The sequence below is a fragment of the Chromobacterium phragmitis genome (genome assembly GCF_003325475.1).
GTDB lineage: Bacteria > Pseudomonadota > Gammaproteobacteria > Burkholderiales > Chromobacteriaceae > Chromobacterium > Chromobacterium phragmitis.
In genome coordinates, this window is sequence record NZ_CP029495.1 from 508,157 (window position 1) to 533,425 (window position 25,269).

13 protein-coding genes, 6 tRNA genes and 3 rRNA genes are annotated in these 25,269 nt (G+C 61.5%); 10 read left to right on the plus strand and 12 right to left on the minus strand.

Annotated elements, in window-relative coordinates:
- Window positions 1–417 precede the first annotated feature (417 nt).
- Window positions 418–2,328 carry a S53 family peptidase gene (locus DK842_RS02520; protein WP_114059950.1) on the plus strand — a complete coding sequence of 637 codons (1,911 nt, stop codon included), beginning with the start codon at window positions 418–420 and terminating at the stop codon, window positions 2,326–2,328.
- A gap of 77 nt (window positions 2,329–2,405) precedes the next feature.
- On the opposite strand, the gene DK842_RS02525 is transcribed toward DK842_RS02520, so the two are convergent.
- On the minus strand, window positions 2,406–3,146 hold the full coding sequence (locus DK842_RS02525) for an acetoacetate decarboxylase (RefSeq protein ID WP_114059951.1): 741 nt from the start codon (window positions 3,144–3,146) through the stop codon (window positions 2,406–2,408).
- A gap of 26 nt (window positions 3,147–3,172) precedes the next feature.
- Here DK842_RS02525 and DK842_RS23540 point away from each other — a divergent pair, with 26 nt between their 5' ends.
- A complete protein-coding gene (locus DK842_RS23540; RefSeq protein ID WP_198414622.1) occupies window positions 3,173–3,667 on the plus strand; it encodes a hypothetical protein in 495 nt (164 codons plus the stop codon).
- A gap of 44 nt (window positions 3,668–3,711) precedes the next feature.
- On the opposite strand, the gene DK842_RS02535 is transcribed toward DK842_RS23540, so the two are convergent.
- From DK842_RS02535 to rnr, 7 genes are all read right to left on the minus strand, one after another.
- A complete protein-coding gene (locus DK842_RS02535; protein WP_232538575.1) occupies window positions 3,712–4,836 on the minus strand; it encodes an oxidoreductase in 1,125 nt (374 codons plus the stop codon).
- 240 nt (window positions 4,837–5,076) lie between these two features.
- Window positions 5,077–5,191 (minus strand): 5S ribosomal RNA (gene rrf / locus DK842_RS02540).
- 125 nt (window positions 5,192–5,316) lie between these two features.
- Window positions 5,317–8,206 (minus strand): 23S ribosomal RNA (locus tag DK842_RS02545).
- Between the two features lie 255 nt (window positions 8,207–8,461).
- Window positions 8,462–8,537, minus strand: a tRNA-Ala gene (locus DK842_RS02550).
- Window positions 8,538–8,623: 86 nt separating this feature from the next.
- Window positions 8,624–8,700 (minus strand) — tRNA-Ile (locus DK842_RS02555).
- 182 nt (window positions 8,701–8,882) lie between these two features.
- Window positions 8,883–10,420, minus strand: a 16S ribosomal RNA gene (locus DK842_RS02560).
- The 16S, 23S and 5S rRNA genes sit together here with 2 tRNA genes alongside, the layout of an rRNA operon.
- Window positions 10,421–10,861: 441 nt before the next feature.
- The gene (gene rnr / locus DK842_RS02565) at window positions 10,862–13,771 is read right to left on the minus strand and encodes a ribonuclease R (RefSeq protein ID WP_114059953.1); all 2,910 of its coding nucleotides are present in this window, start codon (window positions 13,769–13,771) and stop codon (window positions 10,862–10,864) included.
- Window positions 13,772–13,844: 73 nt separating this feature from the next.
- On the opposite strand from rnr, the gene DK842_RS02570 reads away from it, so the two are divergent.
- From DK842_RS02570 to DK842_RS02585, 4 genes are all read left to right on the plus strand, one after another.
- A tRNA-Leu gene (locus DK842_RS02570) sits at window positions 13,845–13,931 on the plus strand.
- Between the two features lie 51 nt (window positions 13,932–13,982).
- Window positions 13,983–14,069: transfer RNA gene (locus DK842_RS02575), tRNA-Leu, on the plus strand.
- 33 nt (window positions 14,070–14,102) lie between these two features.
- Window positions 14,103–14,189, plus strand: a tRNA-Leu gene (locus DK842_RS02580).
- Window positions 14,190–14,247: 58 nt separating this feature from the next.
- A tRNA-Leu gene (locus DK842_RS02585) sits at window positions 14,248–14,334 on the plus strand.
- 44 nt (window positions 14,335–14,378) lie between these two features.
- Here DK842_RS02585 and DK842_RS02590 read toward each other — a convergent pair.
- Both DK842_RS02590 and DK842_RS02595 read right to left on the minus strand, forming a co-directional pair.
- Window positions 14,379–15,779 (minus strand): sensor histidine kinase, encoded by a 1,401-nt coding sequence (locus DK842_RS02590; RefSeq protein WP_114059954.1) that lies wholly within the window; start codon window positions 15,777–15,779, stop codon window positions 14,379–14,381.
- Entirely contained in the window at window positions 15,772–16,452 is a 681-nt protein-coding gene (locus DK842_RS02595; protein ID WP_114059955.1) for a response regulator, read from the minus strand. The genes DK842_RS02590 and DK842_RS02595 overlap by 8 nt, the downstream gene beginning before the upstream one ends.
- 120 nt (window positions 16,453–16,572) lie before the next feature.
- Here DK842_RS02595 and DK842_RS02600 point away from each other — a divergent pair, with 120 nt between their 5' ends.
- From DK842_RS02600 to DK842_RS02610, 3 genes are all read left to right on the plus strand, one after another.
- The gene (locus DK842_RS02600; protein ID WP_114059956.1) at window positions 16,573–17,658 is read left to right on the plus strand and encodes an ABC transporter substrate-binding protein; all 1,086 of its coding nucleotides are present in this window, start codon (window positions 16,573–16,575) and stop codon (window positions 17,656–17,658) included.
- Between the two features lie 67 nt (window positions 17,659–17,725).
- Entirely contained in the window at window positions 17,726–19,468 is a 1,743-nt protein-coding gene (locus DK842_RS02605; protein ID WP_114059957.1) for an ABC transporter permease, read from the plus strand.
- A complete protein-coding gene (locus tag DK842_RS02610; protein WP_114059958.1) occupies window positions 19,461–20,540 on the plus strand; it encodes an ABC transporter ATP-binding protein in 1,080 nt (359 codons plus the stop codon). Before DK842_RS02605 ends, DK842_RS02610 begins: the two co-directional genes overlap by 8 nt.
- 46 nt (window positions 20,541–20,586) lie before the next feature.
- Here DK842_RS02610 and DK842_RS02615 read toward each other — a convergent pair whose 3' ends face one another.
- The gene (locus DK842_RS02615; protein WP_232538577.1) at window positions 20,587–21,981 is read right to left on the minus strand and encodes a DHA2 family efflux MFS transporter permease subunit; all 1,395 of its coding nucleotides are present in this window, start codon (window positions 21,979–21,981) and stop codon (window positions 20,587–20,589) included.
- 128 nt (window positions 21,982–22,109) lie between these two features.
- Window positions 22,110–24,209 (minus strand): acid phosphatase, encoded by a 2,100-nt coding sequence (locus tag DK842_RS02620; protein WP_114059959.1) that lies wholly within the window; start codon window positions 24,207–24,209, stop codon window positions 22,110–22,112.
- Between the two features lie 167 nt (window positions 24,210–24,376).
- Here DK842_RS02620 and DK842_RS23545 point away from each other — a divergent pair, with 167 nt between their 5' ends.
- Window positions 24,377–25,117, plus strand: coding sequence for a cytochrome-c peroxidase (locus DK842_RS23545; RefSeq protein ID WP_198414623.1), 741 nt, complete (start codon window positions 24,377–24,379; stop codon window positions 25,115–25,117).
- Window positions 25,118–25,269 lie beyond the last annotated feature (152 nt).

Below are 25,269 nucleotides of genomic sequence, written 5' to 3' on the forward strand. Positions count from 1 at the left end.
GTCGAATCCGCGCGGGCAATCTGACATCGTCCGTCGGGGCATTCGTCTCTCCATCTGCATTGTACTGCACCGTCCATGTTCCGACCGGATTGGCTGATCGATAGCCGCTGGAATCCAAACCAGCAGCCGCTCTCGCCTGCTGGTGTCAACCGCCTCTCCCATCTCTGGCGGCCCATCGCAACGCCGCCTCATCCGATTCAATTGCAAGCACTAGCTATTTCGATTCGCCGCCAATGCCGAAACATGACAAAAAGATGGAATTGACACACGCAACGTTACAAAAACGCTCAACCCGTCACATGAGGCGATCCCTATACTGGCCTTCCAATTATTCCGATTGGATATCCGGATGCCACCATCCGGACCGGAGCCGCAGCACAGAACCGCAGCCCGGAATCTACATATGGAGCAAACAATATGGCATTCAAGATGAAAATGCTGGCGGCCGCCCTGGCCGCCACCGCGGCTTCCGGTTCGATGGCCGCAAGCCCCCAGGATCTGGGTAAAGTGGAACAGGCCGCCCCGGCGCAAAAGCTGACGGTCACCATCGCGCTCAGCCTGCGCGACCGCGATGCCGCCGCGCGCTATCTGCAGGAAGCGCATACCCCATCCAGCCCCAATTACCATAAATTCCTGACGCCGTCGGAATTCCGCGCCCGCTTCGCGCCCAGCGAGGCCAGCATCGCCAAGGTAGCAGCCCGCATGCAGGTGGCCGGCCTCAGCGTGAAGCGCATCGGCAGCACGCTGCTGCAAGTCAGCGGGCCCGCCGCCACCGTGCAAAAAGCCTTCGGAGCCGAAGTGCATGTATTCCAGAACAAATCCGTTATCCAAGGTTCCGCGGCTCGCTACACCGCGCCCGTCCGCGCCTCGTCCCCCGGTGTCGACCTGAGCGACGTGCAGGCGGTGATAGGCCTGGACAGCCGCCCTCACTTCCGTCCCCATCTGCGCCAGTTGCCCAACCACTTGCAACCGGCGATGGACAAGAGCGCCGGCGGCGTGACCAGCGGCAATGCGCCAGGCAAGTGGACCGTGACCGACCTGGCCCGCCACTACAACATCACGCCGCTTTACAACAAAGGCATCCACGGCAAAGGCGCCACCATAGGCATCGTCACCCTGGCCAGTTTCACCCCGTCCGACGCCTTCCAATACTGGAGTTCGATCGGCCTCGCCGCCGATCCGAACCGCCTCACCGTGGTCGACATCGACGGCGGCCCCGGCGCGCCAGACGACGATGCCGGCTCCAGCGAAACCACCCTGGATGTCGAGCAGTCTGGCGGCATCGCGCCGGAAGCCAAGATCATCGTCTACCAGGCGCCCAACACTACTCAGGGCTTCGTCGACGCCTTCGCCAAGGCGATAGAGTCCAACGCCGCCGACACGCTGTCGGTCAGCTGGGGCGAATGGGAATGGTTCGATCAGCAGGCGCAGACGGTGAATCCGGTGGGAGGCAAGAGCGCCAATGTGCTGCAAACCTACCATGACCTGTTCCTGCAAGCCGCCCTGCAAGGCCAGACCATGTTCGCGGCCTCCGGCGATTCCGGCGCTTACGATGTGAACCGCGCCGCGCCGCTGCCGCAATACAACAAGGTGCTGTCGGTGGATAGCCCGGCCAATCAGCAATTCATCACCGCCGCAGGCGCCACCACCGTGCCGACCACGCTGACCTTCCACCCCAACGGCAAGGAAATGAAGGTCAAGATTCCGTCCGAACGCGCCTGGGGCTGGGACTACCTGAACGGCTTGTGCAAGGCGCTGGGCAAGGACCCGGTTGCCTGCGGCACGTTCCCAGTCGGAGACGGCGGCGGCGTCAGCAGCTTCATCAGCCGTCCGTTCTACCAGAACTGGCTGCCCGGCATGCGAAACAGCCCGGCTGGCCAGCAACTGGTGGACAGCAGCCAGAACCCGCCCCAGGTGGTCGCCACCCTGCCCGCCAATTTCCAGGGCCGCAATGTGCCGGACATCTCGATGAACGGCGACCCGGAAACCGGCTACGTGGTGTACTACACCTCCAGCAAGACGGGCTTCTCGATCCAAACCAATAACGGCGGCACCAGTTTCGTCGCGCCGCAATTGGCCGGCATCACCGCGCTGCTGAACCAGTCGCTGGGCGGCCGCCTGGGCCTGCTGAACTTCTCCTTGTACGGCTTGGCTGCCACTGGCCACGGCTATCATGGATTCGGCCGCCACGGCGCGCCGCTGCGCGACATCGTGGCCGGCAACAACTGGGGCTACAACTCGCATCGCGGGTATGATCAAGCCACCGGTGTCGGCGCGCCCGACGTGGCCAATCTCGACGCGGCGCTGAGACGCTACTTCTGGTTCTGATCCCGCGTCAATGGGAAACGGCCCTGTTCAGGGCCGTTTTCTTTATTCATCGCGAATGCTCGTGACCACGACGCCGACTACTGTTGCAGGTAGTCAAAGGCCACCGTTCCCAAATCCAGCGTCAGATCGCAGATGAAATGCCTGGCGGACAGCACCTCCAGCACCGGCAGCTCCGCCACCGGCGCCAAGGCATGCGGATGCAGCTCCAGCGCGCCCGGCGCGCTCCATGCGCCTTTGATCGTCACATCGGTGGTGTGATAGCGGACCAGCTCGCAAATGCGCGGCGTGCCGTCCACATGCGGAATGATCTTCAACAGGAAATTGGGCTCTGCCAGACTGGACAGCAAGGCCGTCCGGTCCAGCGACTGATACTTGTAGCCCATGGTGCCGGTAGCGATGCGCACCGGCCCGAAATCCAGGCTGCCCACCAGGGTATCCTGATGCACCTCCAGCCTGGGGCGTCCCGCCTTCTTCGGGAATCCCCACAATTCTCGCCCGCCGGCCAGCGGCGGCTGATCATCCAGAAACATGGAATGCACATAACTACCGCGTTCCCCGCGAAAACTCACCGGTATCACCTGCCCGCTTTCTGAATAATCGCCAAAACCGGTGGAGTCCGGCATGCGGATGAACTCATACTTCACCACCGGCTCCAGCGCCTGCAGCGGCTCCGGCAGTACGGCCTGGATGGCATCGGGATCCGTGCGGTAAGTGATGACCAAGTATTCCCGATTGACGAAGCGATACGGTCCAGGCGGAAAGGCCGGACTGGTCAAAGGCATGGCGAAAGCGCGGTGGCGGACTTCCTGCTGCTTCATGGCAAGCTCCTGATGTTGGGTGAGCTATGAACAGTCCGCAATATGAAACAGATACCGCGCTGCAACATTTTTCCCTGTCCATAGGATCAGGCCAGCTGCGGAAACTTAGCGAGGTTGACGCGCGCGGCGCACTGCCAGCATCATTGCCTATCCATTTGCGCCAACATCGCCTGCGCCAGGCAAGGACCCGCTATATGAACGCAGCCAAGAAGATTCGCCGTTTCATTGAGGAAGGCCACGATCCGCAACAAATGCAGGTGCTGAAGGAATTGGCAGCCGCGCTGGAGATGGGACGCTCCTTTGACCTGAGCCAGCTCTACGATATCGATATGCGGTATTTCGACGTCGCCATCGACTTGTTGAAAGATTGGCGCTTCGACCACCACATCAGTTCCCGCAGCAAGCTGCTGGAACAGCTGTTGACCGAAATCGCGCCCGAGCAGAAAGCGGCAACCAGCGCCGAGGCGGCCTCCGCTGCCCAGCAGAGCGGCGACAGCGGCAGCAAAAAGAAGAAAGGGTAAGCCTGCGAGCTCGCCTGCAGGCCAAAGAGTGACGGCGGCGACGTTCAGCTTGCCTGCGTCTGCAGGCCATCGGGCACGGGTTGCCAGCACTGCAGCATGGCGCTGCGCTTGCCCAGTTCCAGCAGGGACATCACCTGCCACGCCTCCTCGGCAGTCACCGGATTGCCTTTCCCGCTCAGAATCGCATCGCGGATGGCCGCGTAATAGCGGACATAGTCCCCCGCCGGACCAGTGAATGGCTGACTGACGCCATCCAGCAATACGCAGCCAGGCCGCGAGTCCCGCCCCCACCCCAGGCCGCCCGGCCGCTCTCCCGACTTCAGCGCGTCCTCCTGCGGGTCCAGGCCATGCTTGGTGAAACTGCCGCGGGTCCCGTGGATGGTGAAACGCGGCGCCGCGGCGGCTGCCAGCGCGCTGCCATGCAGAACGACCCTCTTATCCGGATAACGCAACATGGCATGAAACCAGTCATCGCTCTGCGCGTCATCGCGCAAAGCCGCCAACTCCAAACTGATCGCCTGCGGCAAGCCGAACAACTGCAATGTTTGATCAAGCAGATGCGGCCCCAGATCGAACCACAGCCCGGCCCCCGGCCCTGGCGATTCACGCCAGCGTTGTCGCACCTGCGGCCGGTAGCGATCAAAATGCGACTCGAAATGAACCACTCTTCCAAGCGAGTCGTCCTCCAGCAATTGCCGCACCGCCAGAAAATCGGCATCCCAGCGCCGGTTATGGAAAACCGACAACATCGTGCCGGCCAGGGCGGCCTCTTCGATCAACTGCCTTGCCTGCGCGGCATCCAAGGTGAATGGCTTGTCCACCACCACATGCTTGCCAGCGCGCAATGCCGCCTGCGCCAATGGAAAGTGGCTGTCGTTCGGCGTGGCGATCACGACCACATCGATATCGCTCTCATCCAGCAATGCCTCAGCGTTCGGCCAGACCCGAACTCCGGGCCAATCCTGCGCCACATGCTCCGGCTTGCTGGAAGAAACCGCGACCAATTCCAACCCCTCGGTCGCATTCAATAAAGGCGCATGAAAGGTCGCGCCAGCATAGCCATAACCCAACAATCCGGCTTTGAGTCGTCTCGTCATCTTGCATCCTCTCGAAGTCCACATGATACGGCCCCGGGAGCAGACACCCAACCCTATCAACAAAGCAAGCATGCCTAGGCGTTCGAAACGTAAGTCCTGCAGGATTGAGCGGACTGGCAGACCAGAAGGCGGAACAGGGGTTTGCCCCACGAAAAGGCCCGGCGGATGCCGGTCGCAGAAACAAGCGAACCAACACAAAAAAACCAGCTCATCGAGCTGGGGTGTGGGGTTCGCCTGAGAATCTTCGAGTCGCTCACCGGAGAGCGCAAAGCACAAAGCCCAGCTCGATAGAGCTGGGCTTGTGTATGAGGCGTCTGGCGGTGTCCTACTTTCACATGGCGAATGCCACACTATCATCGGCGCTAAGATGTTTCACGGTCCTGTTCGGGATGGGAAGGCGTGGGACCATCTCGCTATGGCCACCAGACATAAACTGGCACAAACTGAAAGAAGCCTGAATCAGAGCTTGTCTCTGATCCTGAATATTCGGTATCTGATCGTGTCGCACACACTCTATCTTCGTCACTTAGTTCTCTAAGTCACTCAAATGATAGGATCAAGCCTCACGAGCAATTAGTATCGGTTAGCTTCACGCCTCACAGCGCTTCCACACCCGACCTATCAACGTCCTGGTCTCGAACGACTCTTCAGGGAGGTCAAGCCTCCAGGGAAGTCTCATCTTCAGGCAAGTTTCCCGCTTAGATGCTTTCAGCGGTTATCTCTTCCGAACTTAGCTACCCGGCAATGCGACTGGCGTCACAACCGGTACACCAGAGGTTCGTCCACTCCGGTCCTCTCGTACTAGGAGCAGCCCCCGTCAAACTTCCAACGCCCACTGCAGATAGGGACCAAACTGTCTCACGACGTTTTGAACCCAGCTCACGTACCACTTTAAATGGCGAACAGCCATACCCTTGGGACCGGCTACAGCCCCAGGATGTGATGAGCCGACATCGAGGTGCCAAACACCGCCGTCGATGTGAACTCTTGGGCGGTATCAGCCTGTTATCCCCGGAGTACCTTTTATCCGTTGAGCGATGGCCCTTCCATTCAGAACCACCGGATCACTATGTCCTGCTTTCGCACCTGCTCGACTTGTCGGTCTCGCAGTTAAGCTACCTTTTGCCATTGCACTATCAGCACGATTTCCGACCGTACCTAGGTAACCTTCGAACTCCTCCGTTACACTTTGGGAGGAGACCGCCCCAGTCAAACTGCCTACCATGCACTGTCCCCAATCCGGATCACGGACCAAGGTTAGAACCTCAAACACACCAGGGTGGTATTTCAAGGACGGCTCCACCAGAACTAGCGTCCTGGCTTCAAAGCCTCCCACCTATCCTACACAAGTCTGTTCAAAGTCCAATGCAAAGCTACAGTAAAGGTTCACGGGGTCTTTCCGTCTAGCAGCGGGGAGATTGCATCTTCACAAACACTTCAACTTCGCTGAGTCTCAGGAGGAGACAGTGTGGCCATCGTTACGCCATTCGTGCGGGTCGGAACTTACCCGACAAGGAATTTCGCTACCTTAGGACCGTTATAGTTACGGCCGCCGTTTACCGGGGCTTCGATCAAGAGCTTGCACCCCATCACTTAACCTTCCGGCACCGGGCAGGCGTCACACCGTATACGTCCACTTTCGTGTTGGCACAGTGCTGTGTTTTTGTTAAACAGTCGCAGCCACCGATTCTCTGCGACCTGTCAAAGCTTCATCCGCAAGGGACTACACCTCAACAGGCATACCTTCTCCCGAAGTTACGGTATCAATTTGCCGAGTTCCTTCTCCTGAGTTCTCTCAAGCGCCTTAGAATTCTCATCCTGCCCACCTGTGTCGGTTTGCGGTACGGTTCTTGTGTAGCTGAAGCTTAGTGGCTTTTCCTGGAAGCGTGGTATCAGTCACTTCAGGTCCGTAGACCCTCGTCATCACTTCTCGGCGTTAAAGAAGAGCGGATTTGCCTACCCTTCACGCCTACCGGCTTAAACAGACTATTCCAACAGTCTGATGACCTAACCTTCTCCGTCCCCACATCGCACTACACAAAAGTACGGGAATTTTAACCCGTTTCCCATCGACTACGCTTTTCAGCCTCGCCTTAGGGGCCGACTCACCCTACGCCGATGAACGTTGCGTAGGAAACCTTGGGCTTTCGGCGAGCGGGCTTTTCACCCGCTTTATCGCTACTCATGTCAGCATTCGCACTTCTGATATCTCCAGCATCCCTTACGAGACACCTTCACAGACCTACAGAACGCTCCCCTACCACGCACAGTAAACTGTGCATCCGCAGCTTCGGTTATCAGTTTGAGCCCCGTTACATCTTCCGCGCAGGACGACTCGACCAGTGAGCTATTACGCTTTCTTTAAATGATGGCTGCTTCTAAGCCAACATCCTGGCTGTCTAGGCCTTCCCACTTCGTTTACCACTTAACTGATCATTTGGGACCTTAGCTGGCGGTCTGGGTTGTTTCCCTCTTGACAATGGACGTTAGCACCCACTGTCTGTCTGCCAAGCTCGCACTTTCCGGTATTCAGAGTTTGCCATGGTTTGGTAAATCGCAATGACCCCCTAGCCATAACAGTGCTTTACCCCCGGAAGTGATACTTGACGCACTACCTAAATAGTTTTCGGGGAGAACCAGCTATCTCCGAGTTTGTTTAGCCTTTCACCCCTATCCACAGCTCATCCCCTAGTTTTGCAACACTAGTGGGTTCGGACCTCCAGTGCGTGTTACCGCACCTTCATCCTGGCCATGGATAGATCACTCGGTTTCGGGTCTACGCCCAGCAACTAAAGCGCCCTATTCGGACTCGGTTTCCCTACGCCTCCCCTATTCGGTTAAGCTTGCTACTGAACGTAAGTCGCTGACCCATTATACAAAAGGTACGCAGTCACGGAACAAGTCCGCTCCCACTGTTTGTATGCATCCGGTTTCAGGTTCTATTTCACTCCCCTCCCGGGGTTCTTTTCGCCTTTCCCTCACGGTACTGGTTCACTATCGGTCGATCATGAGTATTTAGCCTTGGAGGATGGTCCCCCCATCTTCAGACAGGATTTCTCGTGTCCCGCCCTACTTGTCGACTGCCTAGTTCTTGCGATGCGTTTTCGTGTACGGGGCTATCACCCACTATGGCGGTCCTTTCCATGAACCTTCCACTAACGCAACTCATAACACAGTCAGGCTGTTCCGCGTTCGCTCGCCACTACTTACGGAATCTCGGTTGATTTCTTTTCCTTCAGCTACTTAGATGTTTCAGTTCGCTGAGTTCGCCTCCTCTGACCTATGGATTCAGTCAGGGATCTCCTTGCGGAGGGGTTTCCCCATTCGGACATCGCGGGATCAAAGCTCTATTGCCAGCTCCCCCGCGCTTTTCGCAGGCTTACACGTCCTTCATCGCCTATGATCGCCAAGGCATCCACCAGATGCACTTAGTCGCTTGACCCTATCATTTCAGTAACCTAAATTACCGCAACAACAGAGAGTGTTTGTGCGACGACTGCACCGCCCCTTTTGATATGGCGACGCAGCCTTAGATACAATCAAATACCCAAGATGACGATTCATTCAACATGCAGAATTAACTCCATGTCGTTTGTCTTGCCGTCTTTATATATTCGGCTTCTTCAGTTTGTTAAAGATCGGGCGTTTATACAACGCAAACAGAATCCAACTCTTCCGAATTCGATTTTGTTTGCGATGGTGGAGGATGACGGGATCGAACCGACGACCCCCTGCTTGCAAAGCAGGTGCTCTCCCAACTGAGCTAATCCCCCTCTTTTTGGGTGATGCTGCGTTGCTCAGTCGCTCATGTGCATAAGCACATGCCGCTCCTTCGCGCCTTGCCTGACCCAAAAAATACTGGTGGGTCTGGTAGGACTCGAACCTACGACCCCTGCGTTATCAACACAGTGCTCTAACCAGCTGAGCTACAAACCCAGTAGTCGTTTGATACCACATCCTTTTCGATCAAAATCCAGCAGATCCAAGCGAAAGCTGACGACGTGTACATCGAGTACACGAGGAAGCTTTCAACGCAGAGCTGCGCCGATTTTCATCGAAAATGCCCTTAACTTGAATAACCGATAGGCTGTAAGTACTTGGCAATCGCCATTCTCTAGAAAGGAGGTGATCCAGCCGCAGGTTCCCCTACGGCTACCTTGTTACGACTTCACCCCAGTCATGAATCCCACCGTGGTAAGCGGCCTCCTTACGGTTAGCCTACCCACTTCTGGTGAAACTCACTCCCATGGTGTGACGGGCGGTGTGTACAAGACCCGGGAACGTATTCACCGCAGCATGCTGATCTGCGATTACTAGCGATTCCGACTTCACGCACTCGAGTTGCAGAGTGCGATCCGGACTACGATCGGTTTTCTGAGATTAGCTCCACCTCGCGGCTTGGCAACCCTCTGTACCGACCATTGTATGACGTGTGAAGCCCTGCTCATAAGGGCCATGAGGACTTGACGTCATCCCCACCTTCCTCCGGTTTGTCACCGGCAGTCTCATTAGAGTGCCCAACTTAATGATGGCAACTAATGACAAGGGTTGCGCTCGTTGCGGGACTTAACCCAACATCTCACGACACGAGCTGACGACAGCCATGCAGCACCTGTGTTACGGCTCCCTTTCGGGCACCAAGATATCTCTACCAAGTTCCGTACATGTCAAGAGCAGGTAAGGTTTTTCGCGTTGCATCGAATTAATCCACATCATCCACCGCTTGTGCGGGTCCCCGTCAATTCCTTTGAGTTTTAACCTTGCGGCCGTACTCCCCAGGCGGTCAACTTCACGCGTTAGCTACGCTACCAAGGATTCAAACCCCCAACAGCTAGTTGACATCGTTTAGGGCGTGGACTACCAGGGTATCTAATCCTGTTTGCTCCCCACGCTTTCGTGCATGAGCGTCAGTGTCATCCCAGGGGGCTGCCTTCGCCATCGGTATTCCTCCACATCTCTACGCATTTCACTGCTACACGTGGAATTCTACCCCCCTCTGACGCACTCTAGTCGTGCAGTCTCCAATGCCGTTCCCAGGTTGAGCCCGGGGCTTTCACATCAGACTTGCACAACCGCCTGCGCACGCTTTACGCCCAGTAATTCCGATTAACGCTTGCACCCTACGTATTACCGCGGCTGCTGGCACGTAGTTAGCCGGTGCTTATTCTTCAGGTACTGTCATCCCCGCCAGGTATTAACCAGCGGGATTTCCTCCCTGACAAAAGTCCTTTACAACCCGAAGGCCTTCTTCAGACACGCGGCATGGCTGGATCAGGCTTGCGCCCATTGTCCAAAATTCCCCACTGCTGCCTCCCGTAGGAGTCTGGGCCGTGTCTCAGTCCCAGTGTGGCGGATCATCCTCTCAGACCCGCTACTGATCGTCGCCTTGGTGGGCTCTTACCCCACCAACTAGCTAATCAGACATCGGCTGCTCGTATAACGCGAGGTCTTTCGATCCCCCGCTTTCCCCCTCAGGGCGTATGCGGTATTAATCCGGCTTTCGCCGAGCTATCCCCCATTACACGGTACATTCCGATGCATTACTCACCCGTTCGCCACTCGCCACCAGGAGCAAGCTCCCGTGCTGCCGTTCGACTTGCATGTGTAAAGCATGCCGCCAGCGTTCAATCTGAGCCAGGATCAAACTCTTCAGTTCAATCTCAAGCAAATTTTCTGGCACGCAAGTTCAAAGAAATAAACAAGTATCTCTTGTCTCTTGCAGTGCAAGTATTTGGCTTTCACCAAGCACTTACACCTATCGGTTATTCGTTCTGTTAAAGAGCAGTGCTTTCGCTGCCTTCGTCACACCGGAGAACCGTTTCGTTCCCGCTGTTTCGTTCGCTGCGTCAGCTGAGGAGGCGAACTATACGCCCGGGCCCCGAACCCGTCAACACCTTTTGCGAGAAAAAACGAACTTTCTTCGACCCGCCCACGCAAGGCATTGATTTGCAAGAAAAGCGGCCGAAAGGGATATTCATGAAAACGCAAAACACCTACCCTTGGACCGTATCCAAGACGGTCTCCGTCAAACAAAAACCGGCTCGAATCATGGATTCGAGCCGGTTCGTTTATACCTATTAATATAGATAGCCGTTGACTACTCCTCGCCCGCGCGCTTCTTCACATTGCCACTGCCGCGCTTGCGCGCCGCCGGCTGCGTTTGCGATGGCTCTTGAGTCGGCGCGACCGCTGGCGGAACATCCTGGCTGCCCTTGGCCGCTTGCCGACGGACCGGCGGCTTGGCAGCAGCCGGAGAAGCCTTTGGAGCCGCAGCGCCAGCCGGCTTTTCTTCGCCCGGCTTCGCCGAACGGACTGCCCCCTTCGGCGCGGCCTGCGCGCCTCCAGGCTTGGAGACCGCCTCTACGGACTTTATTGCCGGAGCCTTGCTCTGCGCCGGTTTGGGCTTGGCTGTCTGCCGGACTGCGGGAGTGGGCGCCTTCCCTACCTCGCCGACAGCCGGCTTGGACGATCGGCCCCGTCCTTTCGGCGCGGCCGGCAGATCAGCAGGCTTGGCAGCCGGAATGCTGGCATCAGGCGCCACACTCTCGGCTTTTGAAGCCGGCGTCTTGCCTTCCGCAGGCTTGGCCGCCTGACCTGCCGCAGGCACCGAAGCCGCTCCGCTCCCTCCGGCCGACTGGGCGGGACGCCTGCGCCCCGACGGCGCCCGCGGCAAGCCTACCGGCTTCGTTTCAAGCTGCCCACTGCTCGCCGGGACCTCCGCAGGAACACGCGCCCCTACGCCTCCCTCGGTTTTTCCACCGCGACGGCGGCGGCTGGAGCGGCTGGCGCCCCGCTTCTCGGCAGCGCCCTCCGCAAGCTCTTGAGCTACCGGCGTGTCCTTGACCAATGCGAAGTCCACCTGCGAGCTTTCCAGATTGGCCGCCATCACCTTGACAGTCAAGACATCGCCCAAGCGGTATTGGATGCCGCTCTTCTCGCCGACGATGGCCTGCACATCCTTCTTGAAATGGAAGTAATCCTTCCCCAGCTCGGAGATATGCACCAGTCCTTCCGCGTATACCTCATCCAACAGCACGAATACGCCGAAGCTGGTAACCGCACTGATCTTGCCCTGGAATATCTCGCCTATCTTGTCGCGCATATAGTAGGTCTTGAGCCAGGACTCGACGTCGCGGCTGGCGTCATCGGCGCGCCGCTCGGTCATTGAGCAGTGCACGCCCAGCTGGGCCCACTTCCCGGGCTTGTACTTGCCGCCCTTCAATACCGCCTTGATCGCGCGATGGACCAACAGGTCCGGGTAGCGGCGGATCGGAGAGGTGAAGTGGGTATAGGCTTCGTACGCCAGGCCGAAGTGGCCGTGGTTGTCCGGCGTGTAGACCGCCTGCTGCATCGAACGCAGCAGCATGGTTTGCAACACCGGCGCATCCGGACGGCCATGAATCTGCTCGGCCAGCTTGCCGTAATCCTTGGCGCTGGGCTTGTCTCCCCCCCCCAGCGTCAGGCCGACCAGCCGAAGATAGGTGCGCAGGTTTTCCAGCTTTTCCTCGGTCGGCCCCTCATGGACGCGGTACAACGCCTTGTGGCCGTTCTTCTGCAGGAAATCGGCGGAGCAGACGTTGGCCGCCAGCATGCACTCCTCGATCAAGCGGTGCGCGTCGTTGCGCACAATGGGCACGATGCGCTCGATCTTGCCCTGGTCGTTGAAGATCATCTGCGTCTCCACCGAGTCGAACTCGATGGCGCCGCGCTTGGAGCGGGCGGCCAGCAGGATCTTGAACAGCGCGTACAGGTCCTTCACCTGCGGCAGCATGGCGTGATCGGTGCCGTTCTGCAGCCAGTCCCACACCTGGTTGTAGGTGAGGCGGGCCTTGGACTGCATCACCGCCGGATAGAACTTATACTTCTTGACCTCGCCCTTGGCATTGATCTGCATGTCGCAGACCATGCACATGCGCTCGACGTCGGGATTCAGCGAGCAGATGCCGTTAGATAATGCCTCCGGCAGCATCGGGATCACCCTGCGCGGGAAATAGACCGAAGTGCCTCGGTTCAGCGCCTCCGCATCCAGCGCGTCGCCCGGCTGCACATAAAAGCTGACGTCGGCGATCGCCACCACCAGACGATAGCCCTTGCCCTGTTTCTCGGCGTATACCGCGTCGTCGAAATCGCGCGCGGTCTCGCCGTCTATCGTCACCAGCGGCAGATCGCGCAGATCGACGCGGTCCTTGGTCCAGTCTTTCTTGCGCACTTTCTTCGGCGTTTCCTTGGCCTGAGCCAACGCCTCATCCGGGAAACGGTGCGGCAGCGCGTGCTTGCGCAGCGCGATCTCGATCTCCATGCCTGGATCGGCGTAGTTGCCCAGCACCTCGGCCACCTTGCCGACCGGCTGATGATGGGCGTCCGGCTGCTGCAGGATGTCCACCATCACCACCTGGCCATCGGTAGCGCCGGCTTCGCCGCCCGGTTCGATCAGGATGTCGTGGTTGATGCGGCGGTCTTCCGGCCGCACCACCCATACGCCGCGCTCGTGCTGGATGCGGCCGACCAGTTTGCTCACCGCGTGCTCCAGCACTTCGACGATCTTGCCCTCCTGCCGTCCGCGGCGGTCGACGCCGGACGGCCGCACCATCACGCGGTCGCCGTGCATCACTTTCCTCATTTCGCGCTCGGGCAGGAAGATGTCGACGCCGCCGCCCTCGCCCTCATCGGGCATGGCGAAACCGAAACCGTCGCGATGGCCGGATACCTTGCAGCGGATCAGATCGAGTTTCTGGGCGACGCAGACCGCGCCTTTGCGATTGATGATGATTTCGCCGTCGCGCTCCATCGCGCGCAACCGACGTTCAAAGAAAGCATGCTCGTCGCGGCGAATCGACAACATCTGGGCCAATTCATCCGGAAACAGCGGCACCCCCTGCTCGGCGAGAATCTGCATGATGAACTCGCGGCTGGGCAAGGGATTGGAATATTTGAGCTTTTCCCTCTCGAGGAACGGGTCCTGCTCGCGGAGGGAGGAGGTTTTTTGCTTTTTTGAGGTTTGAGCCATTGACACCCTCAGAATTATGTCTATAATTCGCTTCTCGTTGCAGCGATGCAACAGAATGATACCGCAAAGCGACGCCCAGGTGGCGGAATTGGTAGACGCACTAGGTTCAGGTCCTAGCGCCCGCAAGGGTGTGGAAGTTCGAGTCTTCTCTTGGGCACCAATCTTACTATTGTAAGCCCGTCGCTAAGCTGGCATCATGAAAATCTGGTTGGCCCAGGTGGCGGAATTGGTAGACGCACTAGGTTCAGGTCCTAGCGCCCGCAAGGGTGTGGAAGTTCGAGTCTTCTCTTGGGCACCAACGCAGATTATTTGAAGCATCGCATGACAGTTTGCCCAGGTGGCGGAATTGGTAGACGCACTAGGTTCAGGTCCTAGCGCCCGCAAGGGTGTGGAAGTTCGAGTCTTCTCCTGGGCACCAGATATATGAATCTGGCGCTTTCAGTTCCAGGTTTCGGCAGCATACAATTCAGAGTTTTGCCCAGGTGGCGGAATTGGTAGACGCACTAGGTTCAGGTCCTAGCGCCCGCAAGGGTGTGGAAGTTCGAGTCTTCTCTTGGGCACCAAATTCGACGAAAACCCCATTGCTCCGGCAATGGGGTTTTCGTTTTCACGCCGCCGGGAAACGCAATCCCACCTTCAACCCGCCTTCCTCTGCCCGCCCCAGCGACAAGCGCGCGCCATGCCGCCCTGCGATCTCCCTGACGATGGCCAGCCCCAGGCCACTCCCCTCCTGCCGTTCGCCAGCCAGCCGGTAGAACCGCAGCAATACCTTTTCCCGCTCCGCCTCGGGAATGCCAGGACCGCTGTCCCGGACTTCCAGACAAGGCTGCGGACCATCGATGGCGGCGACGGTCACCACGGCTCCGTCGCCAGCGTAACGCAAGGCATTGTCCAGCAAATTGTTCAGCAGTTCGCGCAATAGGGCCCGGTTGCCGCTGACCGGCATCGCCTCCGCCCCCTCATAACCCAGATCGGCGCCGCGCTCATGCGCTGCCGCGGCCCACTCCAGCGCCACCTCTCGCGCCAGCGCCGCCGCGTCCACTTTCTCCAGCGCGATGGGCTGGCCATTGTCCGGCTCCAGCCGCGACATCTGCAGCAACTGCGCGACCATGTGCCCGGCCTGGCGCATGCCGTCCAGCAATCGACGAAGTTGCCGCTGTTGTTCGGCTGGCGCCTCCTCGCGCAAAGCCAGTTCCGCTTGGCTCTGCATCACCGCCAGCGGCGTCTTCAACTGATGGGCGGCATCGTCGATGAAGCGGCGGCGGGCAGCGAACAAACGCTGCAGCCGCTCGCCGTGCAGATTGAGCGCATCCACCAGCGGCGTCAGCTCATTCGGCAGGCCTGCCGTGGGCAGAGGCGCCAGCTCTCCTTCCTTCCTGGACGCCACCTCGGCGGACAAGCGCCGCAAAGGCCGCAGGCCGCGGCTTACCGCCAGCCAGACGATCAACAGCAGCGTCGCCACCAGCAGGACCTCCTGCAGCAACGATCCCAGCAACAGGCCGCGCGCCAGCTCCTGTCTCGATTCCGGCGTTTCCGCCACCTGCACCCAGACATCTTGGTCCCGCAGCGTGAGCATGTCCCGCACCGTTTGCCGCAGGCTGACCAGGCGCACCTCCTCGCCCAGATAATCGGCGTCGGCAAACTGCAGCGCCGGCGCGTCGGCCCGCTTTATCGCCGGCGGCGGCAAGTCCTCATAACCGGTCAGCGCCTTGCCCCGCGCGTCGCTGACCCGGTAAAACACCTTGCCGGCGGCATTGCTCTCGAACATCTGCAAGGCGAAATACGGAATGTCCACCCGAACCTCGCCGCCATGGCTGCTGATGCCGTTGGCGATGGCGCGCGCCGAGGTGTGCAGCATGCGATCGAACGCCGCGTTGGCGCCGGCCAGGCTGCGTTGATAAGTCAGATAGGCGTCCAGCGACAGCAGCAGCAGCAAGGGCAGCGACAAGCCCCACAGCAAACGCAGCCTCAGGCTGTCCGGCCGCCGCCAGCTCTGGCGATCAGCCATCTCCGCCCTCCGTCCGCGCCAGCAGATAGCCCAGGCCGCGCAAGGTGACGATGCCGACGTCGCCGTGCGCCAGCTTCTTGCGCAGCCGGTGCACATAGATTTCCATGGAGTCGGCGCTGCCGGATTCGTCCAGGCCGAAAATGCGCTCGGACAGCGCGTCCTTGCTGATGGCCTTGCCGCCCTGCAGCATCAGCAGCTCCAGCACCGCGTGCTCGCGCGGCGTCAGCTTCAAGGCCTCTCCCGCCAGCGTGAACACGCGGCTGCCGCCATCATAGCTCAGCCCGCCCACCGCCAGCAGATTGTGGTCATGGCCGTGGCTGCGGCGTATCAGCGCCCTCACCCTGGCCTCCAGCTCGCCCAGGTCAAATGGCTTGGACAAGTAGTCGTCCGCCCCCATGTCCAGCCCCCGCACCCGGTCCTCCACCGATCCGTGCGCGGTCAGGATCAGCACCGGCACCGACTTGCGGCGGGCCCGCAGCCGCCTGAGCACCTCCCAGCCGTCCAGCCTGGGCAGCGCCAGGTCCAGGATCACCAACGCATAGTCCTGGGTATGCAACACATGGTCGGCGTCCTGGCCGTCGTGCATCGCGTCGACGGCGAAACCCGCCTGCGTCAGGGCTTTGAGCAGGGATTCGGCCAGGGCCGGATTGTCTTCCACCAGGAGAATGCGCATGACTTGCCGAGCTGAAAGCGGATTGAAAGGTTTACTCTAATACCATGCTTGCCAGACCGCAGCCAATAGAGCGGCGGAAACAAGACGAGCCCGGACAGGGCTCCTACAGGAGAAGGCATCATGCAAGGCAAGCTGAAACTATCCCTCTGCGCCGCGCTGCTCGGCGGCTCGGCCTGGGCCGCCCCGGCGCACTATCCGTCCAGCTATCAGAATCTGGAAACCGCCGCGGCCAAGGAAGGCAAGCTGATCATCTATTCCGCCACCGACAGCGCCATCGCCCGGCCGCTGCTCAAGGACTTCCAGTCGCTGTACCCGGCGGTGAAGGTGGAATACCACGACATGAACACCACCGAGATCTACAACCGCTTCATCAGCGAAAACGCGGCCAACAGCGCCAGCGCCGATCTGGTGTGGAGCTCGGCGATGGATCTGCAGGTGAAACTGGTCAACGACGGCTACGCAGCCAGCTATGCCTCGCCCGAGACGCCCAATCTGCCCAAATGGGCCCACTACCAGCAGCAAGCCTACGCCACCACCTACGAACCGGTGGCCATCGTCTACAACAAGCGCCTGCTCAAGCCTGAAGAAATCCCACAGACCCGCGCCGACCTGATCCGCATCCTGAAGGCCAATCCCTCGCGCTTCAAAGGCAAGGTCACCACCTACGACATCGAGCGCTCCGGCGTCGGCTTCAACTTCCTGACCCAGGACTACCGCTACAGCCAGCAAGGCGTATGGGACCTGGTGCGCGCGCTGGGCCGATCCGGCGTCAAGCTGCAAACGTCTACCGGCGCGATGATGGAGCGCATCTCCTCCGGCGAGAATCTGATCGGCTACAACATCCTCGGCTCCTACGCCTTCGCCAAGGCCAAGAAGGACCCGTCCATCGGCTACGTCTATCCCAAGGACTACACCCAGGTCGCCAGCCGGCTGGCCATCGTGTCCAAGAAAGCCAAGAATCCCAACGCCGCCCGCCTGTGGCTGGACTACCTGCTGTCCAAGCGCGGCCAGGACATTCTGGCCAACCAGGCCGACCTGTTCTCGCTGCGCGCCGACGTTGCCGGTCCGGCCACCCTGTCCGCGCTGAACCAGCAGCTGGGCAGCAGCATCAAACCCATCCAGATCGGCCCCGGCCTGCTGGTCTACCTCGACCAGGCCAAGCGGCTGGACTTCATGCGCAATTGGCAGCAGGCGCTGAAAAACTGAGCGCCGCCTCTCGTCCGGCGCGCCGCATCGCCTCCGCGCCGGACGCCCATACTCCGGAGTCCACGCAATGCACACTTCCTCCACCGCCGCGGCATCGCCGCCGGCGCCGCCAGCCGCGCCCGGCCGCCCGCTGACTCGCCACTTCCGCTGGCGCAACCTGACCATCGCCTGCGTCGCGCTGGCAGTCATGACGCCGCTGTCGCTGGTGCTGTACCAGAGCCTGCTCAATCAACCCTTTTTCATGGCGGACAAAAGCCTGGGGCTGGACGCCTACCGCTTCATTTTCGCCGACCCCGACTTCTGGTCCGCGCTGAAGAACTCGGTGGCCATCGCCGTCGGCATGGCGCTGATCGCCATCCCGCTGGGCGGCGTGCTCGCCTTCCTGATGGTCCGCACCGACCTGCCCGGCCGCCGCTGGCTAGAGCCGCTGCTGCTGACGCCGGTCTTCGTCTCGCCGATGGTGCTGGCCTTCGGCTACGTGGTGGCCGCCGGCCCGGTGGGTTTCTACTCGCTGTGGCTCAAACAGCTGTTCGGCTGGGACGAACTGCCGTGGAGCATCTATTCGCTGACCAGCATCGCCGTCATCGCCGGCCTCACCCACGTGCCGCACATCTATCTTTACGCCTCCGCCGCCCTGCGCAATCTGGGATCGGACGTGGAAGAAGCAGCGCGCGTGGCCGGGGCCAGCCCGTTCCGGGTGGCGCGCGATGTCAGCCTGCCGATGATCCTGCCCTCGCTGCTGTTTTCCGGCGTGCTGGTGCTGTTTCTCGGCTTTGAGATCTTCGGCCTGCCGCTGGTGCTGGGCGACCCGGAAGGCCATCTGGTGCTGGCCACCTACCTCTACAAACTCACCAACAAGCTGGGCATTCCCTCCTATCACCTGATGGCCGCGGTGGCGGTCTGCCTGATCGCCATCACCTTTCCGCTGGTGCTGCTGCAGCGGCGCCTGCTGCGCAGCGCCAACCGCTTCGTCACGGTGAAGGGCAAGGCCGGCCGCCAGCACGCGCTGTCGCTGGGCGCCTGGCGCTATCCCGCCGTCGCCATCGTGCTGCTGTGGCTGCTGCTGACCGTGGCGGTGCCCATTTCCGGCATCGCGCTGCGCTCGGTGGTCAGCCACTGGGGGGAAGGCGTATCCCTGGCCGAGGCGCTGACGCTGGAACACTTCTCGCTGCTGCTCGAGGAAGACAGCATCGTGCGCGCCATCGTCAACACCCTGGGCGTGGGCGTGATAGGCGGCGCGCTGGCGGTGGGCTTCTACACGCTGGTGGGCTTCGCCGGCCATCGCCGCCACGATTGGGGCACCCGCCTGCTGGACTATCTGGTGCTGCTGCCGCGCGCGGTGCCTGGCATCCTGGCCGGCCTCGCCTTTCTATGGGTGTTCTTGTTCGTCCCCGGCCTGCAGGGCGCGAAGAACAGCATGTTCTCGATCTGGCTGGCCTACACCGTGGTCTGGCTGGCATACGGCATGCGGCTGGTGCAAAGCGCGCTGCTGCAGGTGGGGCCGGAATTGGAAGAAGCCGCCCGCAGCGTCGGCGCCAGCCCGCGCCGCGCCAGCCTGGACGTCACCCTGCCGCTGATCCGCTTCGGCCTGATTTCCAGCTGGCTGCTGATCTTCATGATTTTCGAGCGCGAATACTCCACCGCCGTCTACCTGCTGTCCCCCGGCACTGAAGTCATCGGTTCGCTGCTGGTATCGCTGTGGGCCACAGGCGCGGTGGACCAGGTGGCCGCGCTGTCCGTGATCAATATTCTGATGGTGGGCGCCGGCTTGGCCGTGGCGCTGCGCCTGGGAGTGAAACTGCATGACTAAGCTCGTCGTCGACAATCTGTTTCTCAGTTATGACGCCACGCCCATCCTCAAAGGCGTGTCCTTCACCCTCAATGCCGGAGAAGTCGTCTCGCTGCTGGGCGCTTCCGGCAGCGGCAAGACCACGCTGCTGCGGGCCATCGCCGGACTGGAGCAGCCCTCCGCCGGCGCCATCCGCCTCAACGAGCAAACCCTGTACGACGGCGACGCCGGCCGCAACCTGCCGGTGGAGAACCGCTCGCTGGGCCTGGTGTTCCAGTCTTACGCGCTGTGGCCGCACCGCACGGTGGCGGAAAACGTCGGCTACGGCCTCAAGCTGCGCAAGACCGGGCAAAAAGAGATAGCCGACCGCGTGGGACAGGTGCTGGAACAATTGGGCCTGGGCGCGCTGGGCCAGCGCTACCCCCATCAGCTATCCGGCGGCCAGCAGCAGCGGGTGGCCATCGCCCGCGCCCTGGTGTACAACCCGCCGGTCATCCTGCTGGACGAGCCGCTGTCCAATCTGGACGCCAAGCTGCGCGAGGAAGCCCGCGCCTGGCTGCGCGAACTGATCATAGAGCTGAAACTGTCCGCGCTGTGCGTCACCCATGACCAGGGCGAGGCGATGGCGATGTCCGACCGCATCCTGCTGCTCAAGCACGGCCGCATCGAACAGGCCGGCACGCCGACCGAGCTCTATGCTCAACCCGCCAGCCTGTACGCCGCCCAGTTCATGGGCGCCAACAACACCCTGAGCGCGACGGTCGCCGCCAGCGAGGGCGACAGCGTCCTCCTCAACGGCGACGGCTGGCAATTGCGCGCCCAGGCCCGCCAGCCGCTGGCGGTGGGGGGAGCGGCGCAGGCGGTGATCCGGCTGGAGCGGCTGCGCGTGCGCGACGAGCCCGGCCACAACCGCCTGCCGGCCAGGCTGCTCGCCGCGATGTATCTGGGCGACCGCTGGGAATACCTGCTGCAACAGGGGGAAAGCCGGCTGCGCGCCTACGGCCAGGAACCCAGGGCCGCCGGCGCATGCTGGCTGGAATTCGGCGAGCGCGACACCTGGGCATTCGCCGATGAGGCATCCCGCCCGGCCTAGCCTCCGGCAAGCAGCCGCTCCGGGTGAGAATCCAGAACGGCTGTCCTCAATGCCCGGCCGACACCTGCTGCCCCGCGTCCCGCTCCAACCGCAGAAACAGCAGGCTGGACAGCATGGTCAGGCTGCCCATGATCAGGAAGGCATGGCCGAAGTCCATCGCCGTCAACTGCTCATGCCCCTGCCACCAGGCCACGCTTTGCAGCGCGAACGCCCCCACGGTCACGCCGAAGCCGGCGGCCAGTTGCTGAGCCACGCTGGACAAGCTGGTGGCATGGCTGAGCCTGTCCTTGTCGACATCCGCGAACGTGATCGCGTTCAGGCTGGTGAACTGCAGCGAACGCAGGCAGCCTCCCAGCACGAACACCAGCAGCAGCAGCCAATGCGGGGTATCCGCCCGGAACAGCGCGTACACCGCCACCGAGCAGCCGGCCAGAATGCTGTTCAACACCAGAATGCGGCGGAAGCCGTAGCGCTGCAGCACCTTGGCGACCACGGTCTTCATTCCTATCGCCCCCATCGCGGTGGAGCAGGTCAGCAGGCCAGACTCGAACGGCGAGAAGCCGAAGCCCAGCTGCAGCATCAAGGGCAGCAAAAAGGGGATGGTGCCGATGCCGACGCGGAACATGAATCCCCCGACCACGCCGGCGTTGAAAGTGGGCAGACGCAACAACGACAGATCCAGCAACGGGTGCGACTGCCGGCGGTAATGCCGCAGGTAGACCAGCAACAGCGCCGCGCCGACCAGGCTGAGCCAGATCGATGCCTCTGCCGACAGCATGTGCTTGCCTTCGGTGGCCAGGCCCAGCATCAACATGGACAAGCCCGCGCCGGTGAGCGCGAAGCCCCACCAATCCAGCCTGGGCACCTCGTCCTCTTTCAGATTGGCGATGAAGCGGCCGGCCAGGGCCAGGCCCAACAGGCCGATGGGGATATTGATCAGGAAAATCCAGCGCCAGTGGAAATAGGTGCTGATGAAGCCGCCCAGCGGCGGGCCGATCACCGGCCCCAGCAGCGCCGGCACGGTCAGATAGCTGAGCGCCCGCACCAGATCCGTCTTGTCTATGGTGCGCAGAATCACCAGCCGTCCCACCGGCACCATCATCGCCCCGCCTATGCCCTGCAGAAAGCGCGCCAGCACGAAGCCATGCAGGCTGCTTGTGGCCGCGCACAACAGCGAGCCCAGCATGAACACCAGGATGGCCGAACGGAAGATGCGGCGGGCGCCGAAGCGGTCGGCCATCCAGCCGCTGATGGGGATGAACACCGCCAGGCTGACCAGGTAGGAGGTCAGCGCCAGCTTCAGCGAGATCGGATCCACGCCCAGTTCCTGCGCGATGACCGGCAGCGAGGTGGAGATCACGGTGGCGTCCATGTTTTCCATGAACAGCGCCGTGGCGACGATGAGCGGCGTCAGCATGCCGGGATCGATTTTCAACTGCATGACAGGAAACTAAAACGGGGGAGCTCACCAGTGTACCACCGGCTCGCCCTCGATATGACGATTGTCATGAATGCTAACAAAAAGCCGCCCGGCGACGCGGGCGGCCCGTCTCAAGCCGAACGCGGGACTCAGCGGAACGTCAGCGCCGAAGCAAAATCGCCCATCGGCTTGCCGCCGTTCTTCACCAGCGCCGCGTCGCGCGCCGCCACCCCCGGCAATGCCTGCAGATCAAAGCGGCGGGTCAGGAAACGCAGGATGGACGCGGTATCGTACTGGGTATGGTCGACATAGCCCTTTTTCGCGAACGGCGAGATCAGGATGGCCGGGATGCGGGTGCCCGGCCCCCAGCGGTCGCCCTTGGGCACCGCCGCGTGGTCGTAGAAACCGCCGTTCTCGTCATAGGTCACCACCACCAGCATGTTCTTCCACTGCGGGCTCTGCTGCAGTTGGGCGATCACCGACGCGATGTGGGCGTCGCCGTCCGCCACGCTGGCGTAGCCGGCATGCTGGTTCAAGTTGCCCTGCGGCTTGTAGAACGCCACTTGCGGCAGCGCGCCGGCCGCGGCATCGGCCAGGAAGTCGCGGTCGAAGTCCTTCAGGTGCTGGCCGCGATAAGCCGCCTGCTTGGCCGGATCGAAACTGGCGAAATAGTTGAAGGGCTGATGGTGCGGCTGGAAATTGGGCACCGAGCCGTTGTAGATCTTCTTCGGGTCCGCCGCCACCGCGCTCCAGGCGCCGGCATACCAGGCCCAACTCACCTTCTTGGCGTCCAGCCGGTCGGCGATGGTGGCCTGGGTCTGGGCCGGCAAGGTGGTCGCCTTGGCCGGATCGGCGTACTGGCCAGAAGCGTCGCCGGCGGCCGGCGCGTTGCCGCTGGGCTGGAACGGCGGCTGCATGGTATTCACCGCGTAATACATGCCGGCGGCGTCCTTGGGCGTCAGGTTGCCGTCGTTCTGGTATACCGCCTTGCCGTTCAGCACCGAGGCCGGCGCGTTGGCCGCCGGCGTCAGCCGCAGGAAATTGCCCTGGCTGTCGACATCCACCGCCGAAATGCCGCCCTTGGCCGGCGAGCTGTCCGCGTTGGGATATTGCGGCGCGCAGGCGCAAATCAGGTATTGATGGTTGAGGAAGGAACCGCCGAAGGCGCCCATGAAGAAATTGTCCGCCAGCGTGTACTGCTGGGCCAGCTTCCACATCGCCATCTTGCTGCCGTCGTAATAGCCCATGGACAGGCCGCCGGCGTCGGAATAGGCGGCGAACTTGTCGTTGGCGCCGCCATGGATCTGCATCTGGTTGTTGTAGAAGCGGTGCACCAGGTCGCGGGTCACCACCGATTGCGGCACCACCACGCCGGTGCCGTTCAGACCGCTGGGATCGTCGATCTGGAACGGCTTGTTGGCGAAGCCCATGCTCTGCGCCTGGGTCAGCGTCACGCTCTGGCCGGCGGCGGTGAGCCCGCCCCAGGTCGGCGGCAGCGTCGGCAGCGTGGCGTTGTCGAAGTCCTTCTGCGCGACATAGCCGCCCTTGGAAGACGGATTGACGCCGGGCACGCCGTCGGCGCCGGGGAACAGGCCGTACAGATTGTCGAAACCGCGGTTTTCGGCGTAGATCACTACCACGTTCTGGATATCAGTCAGCGCCATCCGCTTGTGCAGGCTGCCCTTGACGTCGCCGCCCGCGCCCGCCTCCTTCACCGCGCCGGCGATGGCGTCGATGTTCTGGTTGATCGCCGCCTTCAACGCGGCTTTGACATCCGGGTCGCTTTCCTTGTTGTGGTCGGCCAGCAGCTTGTCCGCCGACACGCCCACGCGCGCGGCCACCGCGCTACGCGCGGCGGCGAGATCCATGCCGCCATCCATCAGGTCCGCCACTTCGGTGGACAGCGAACTAACCACGCCATTGGCGGCGGCCGGCGCGCGGAACACCAGCTGATCGGTCACTGGCGCGGCAGTCTTGGTGTCCGGGTCGTAGCGGACGGCGCCGGTGCCCACTTCCGCCACTACGTCGCCTTGGCCGCTCAGGCTGAAGGCGCCGTTGTCGTCGGTATAGGTCGAGAGTTCGGCGGCATCGCAGCGGCCATTGCCGTTGCGGTCCAGACAGACTTTGGCGTGGCGGAAATAACTGCCGGTCACCACCCCGCTGGTGGAGGCAGAGCCGCCGCCTCCGCAGGCGCTCAGCACGGCCGCGCCGACCAGGGTCAGCGCCAGCCCACAGGCCAATCTTTGCATCACGGATTTCCTTGCGATTTGACGGAAAACGCGCAGTATCGCGTTGACACGTTACATTGCATTTACATTCTGTATTTATTTTTGATGCCCACAGTTCATCACGCCGGATTCATTTTTCTGTCATGTCCACGCAGTAAAGTCCCGCCACCGCCATCACTGCCGTCGCCATGACACGTCCGCTTCTCCTGCTCACCCTGCTCGCCGCTTGCTCAGTCTTCGCCGCGCCGCCCGCCTATCAGGGGGCCAACTACGCGCCCGGTCTGCGTCCAGTCAGCGCCAAACAGCTGGAGGCGCTGGGCAGGCAGCTGTTCTTCGACCGTTCGCTGTCCGCCTCCGGCCAAGCGTCCTGCGCCAGTTGCCACAGTCCCGGCCATGCCTATGGTCCGCCCAACGCGCTCTCCGCCCAGATGGGCGGCAAAGATGGCAAGCAAATGGGCACCCGCGCGGCGCCTTCGCTGCGCTATCTGCAAAGCGTGCCGCCATTCAGCGAACACTTTCACGACAACGACGGCAACGACAGCGAGGACGCCGGCCCCACCGGCGGCTACACTTGGGACGGCCGGGCCGACTCAGCCCATGCCCAGGCCGCGCTGCCGCTGCTGGCGGCCAACGAAATGGCCAACGGCACGCCGGCCCTGGCGGCAAAGAGGCTCGGTGCCTCCGCCGCCGCCCCTCGATTCAGGGCTTTGTTCGGCCGAGACATCTTCGCCCATCCGGAGCAAGCCTTCGCCAAGGCCGCGCTGGCGCTGGAGGTGTTCCAGCAGAACCCGCGCGAATTCGCCCCCTACAACAGCAAATACGATGCCTACCTGCGCGGCCAGGCCACGCTCAGCGCCAAGGAAATGCGCGGGCTGAACGCGTTCAACGATCCGGCCAAAGGCAACTGCGCGTCCTGCCACATCAGCTAGCGCAGCGAAGGCGGCGCCTTCCCCGCCTTCACCGACTATGGACACATCGCCATCGGCGCGCCGCGCAATCTGGAACTGACAGCCAACCGCGACGGCCATTACTTCGACCTGGGCCTGTGCGGCCCGGCGCGCACCGATTTCAAGAACCGCGC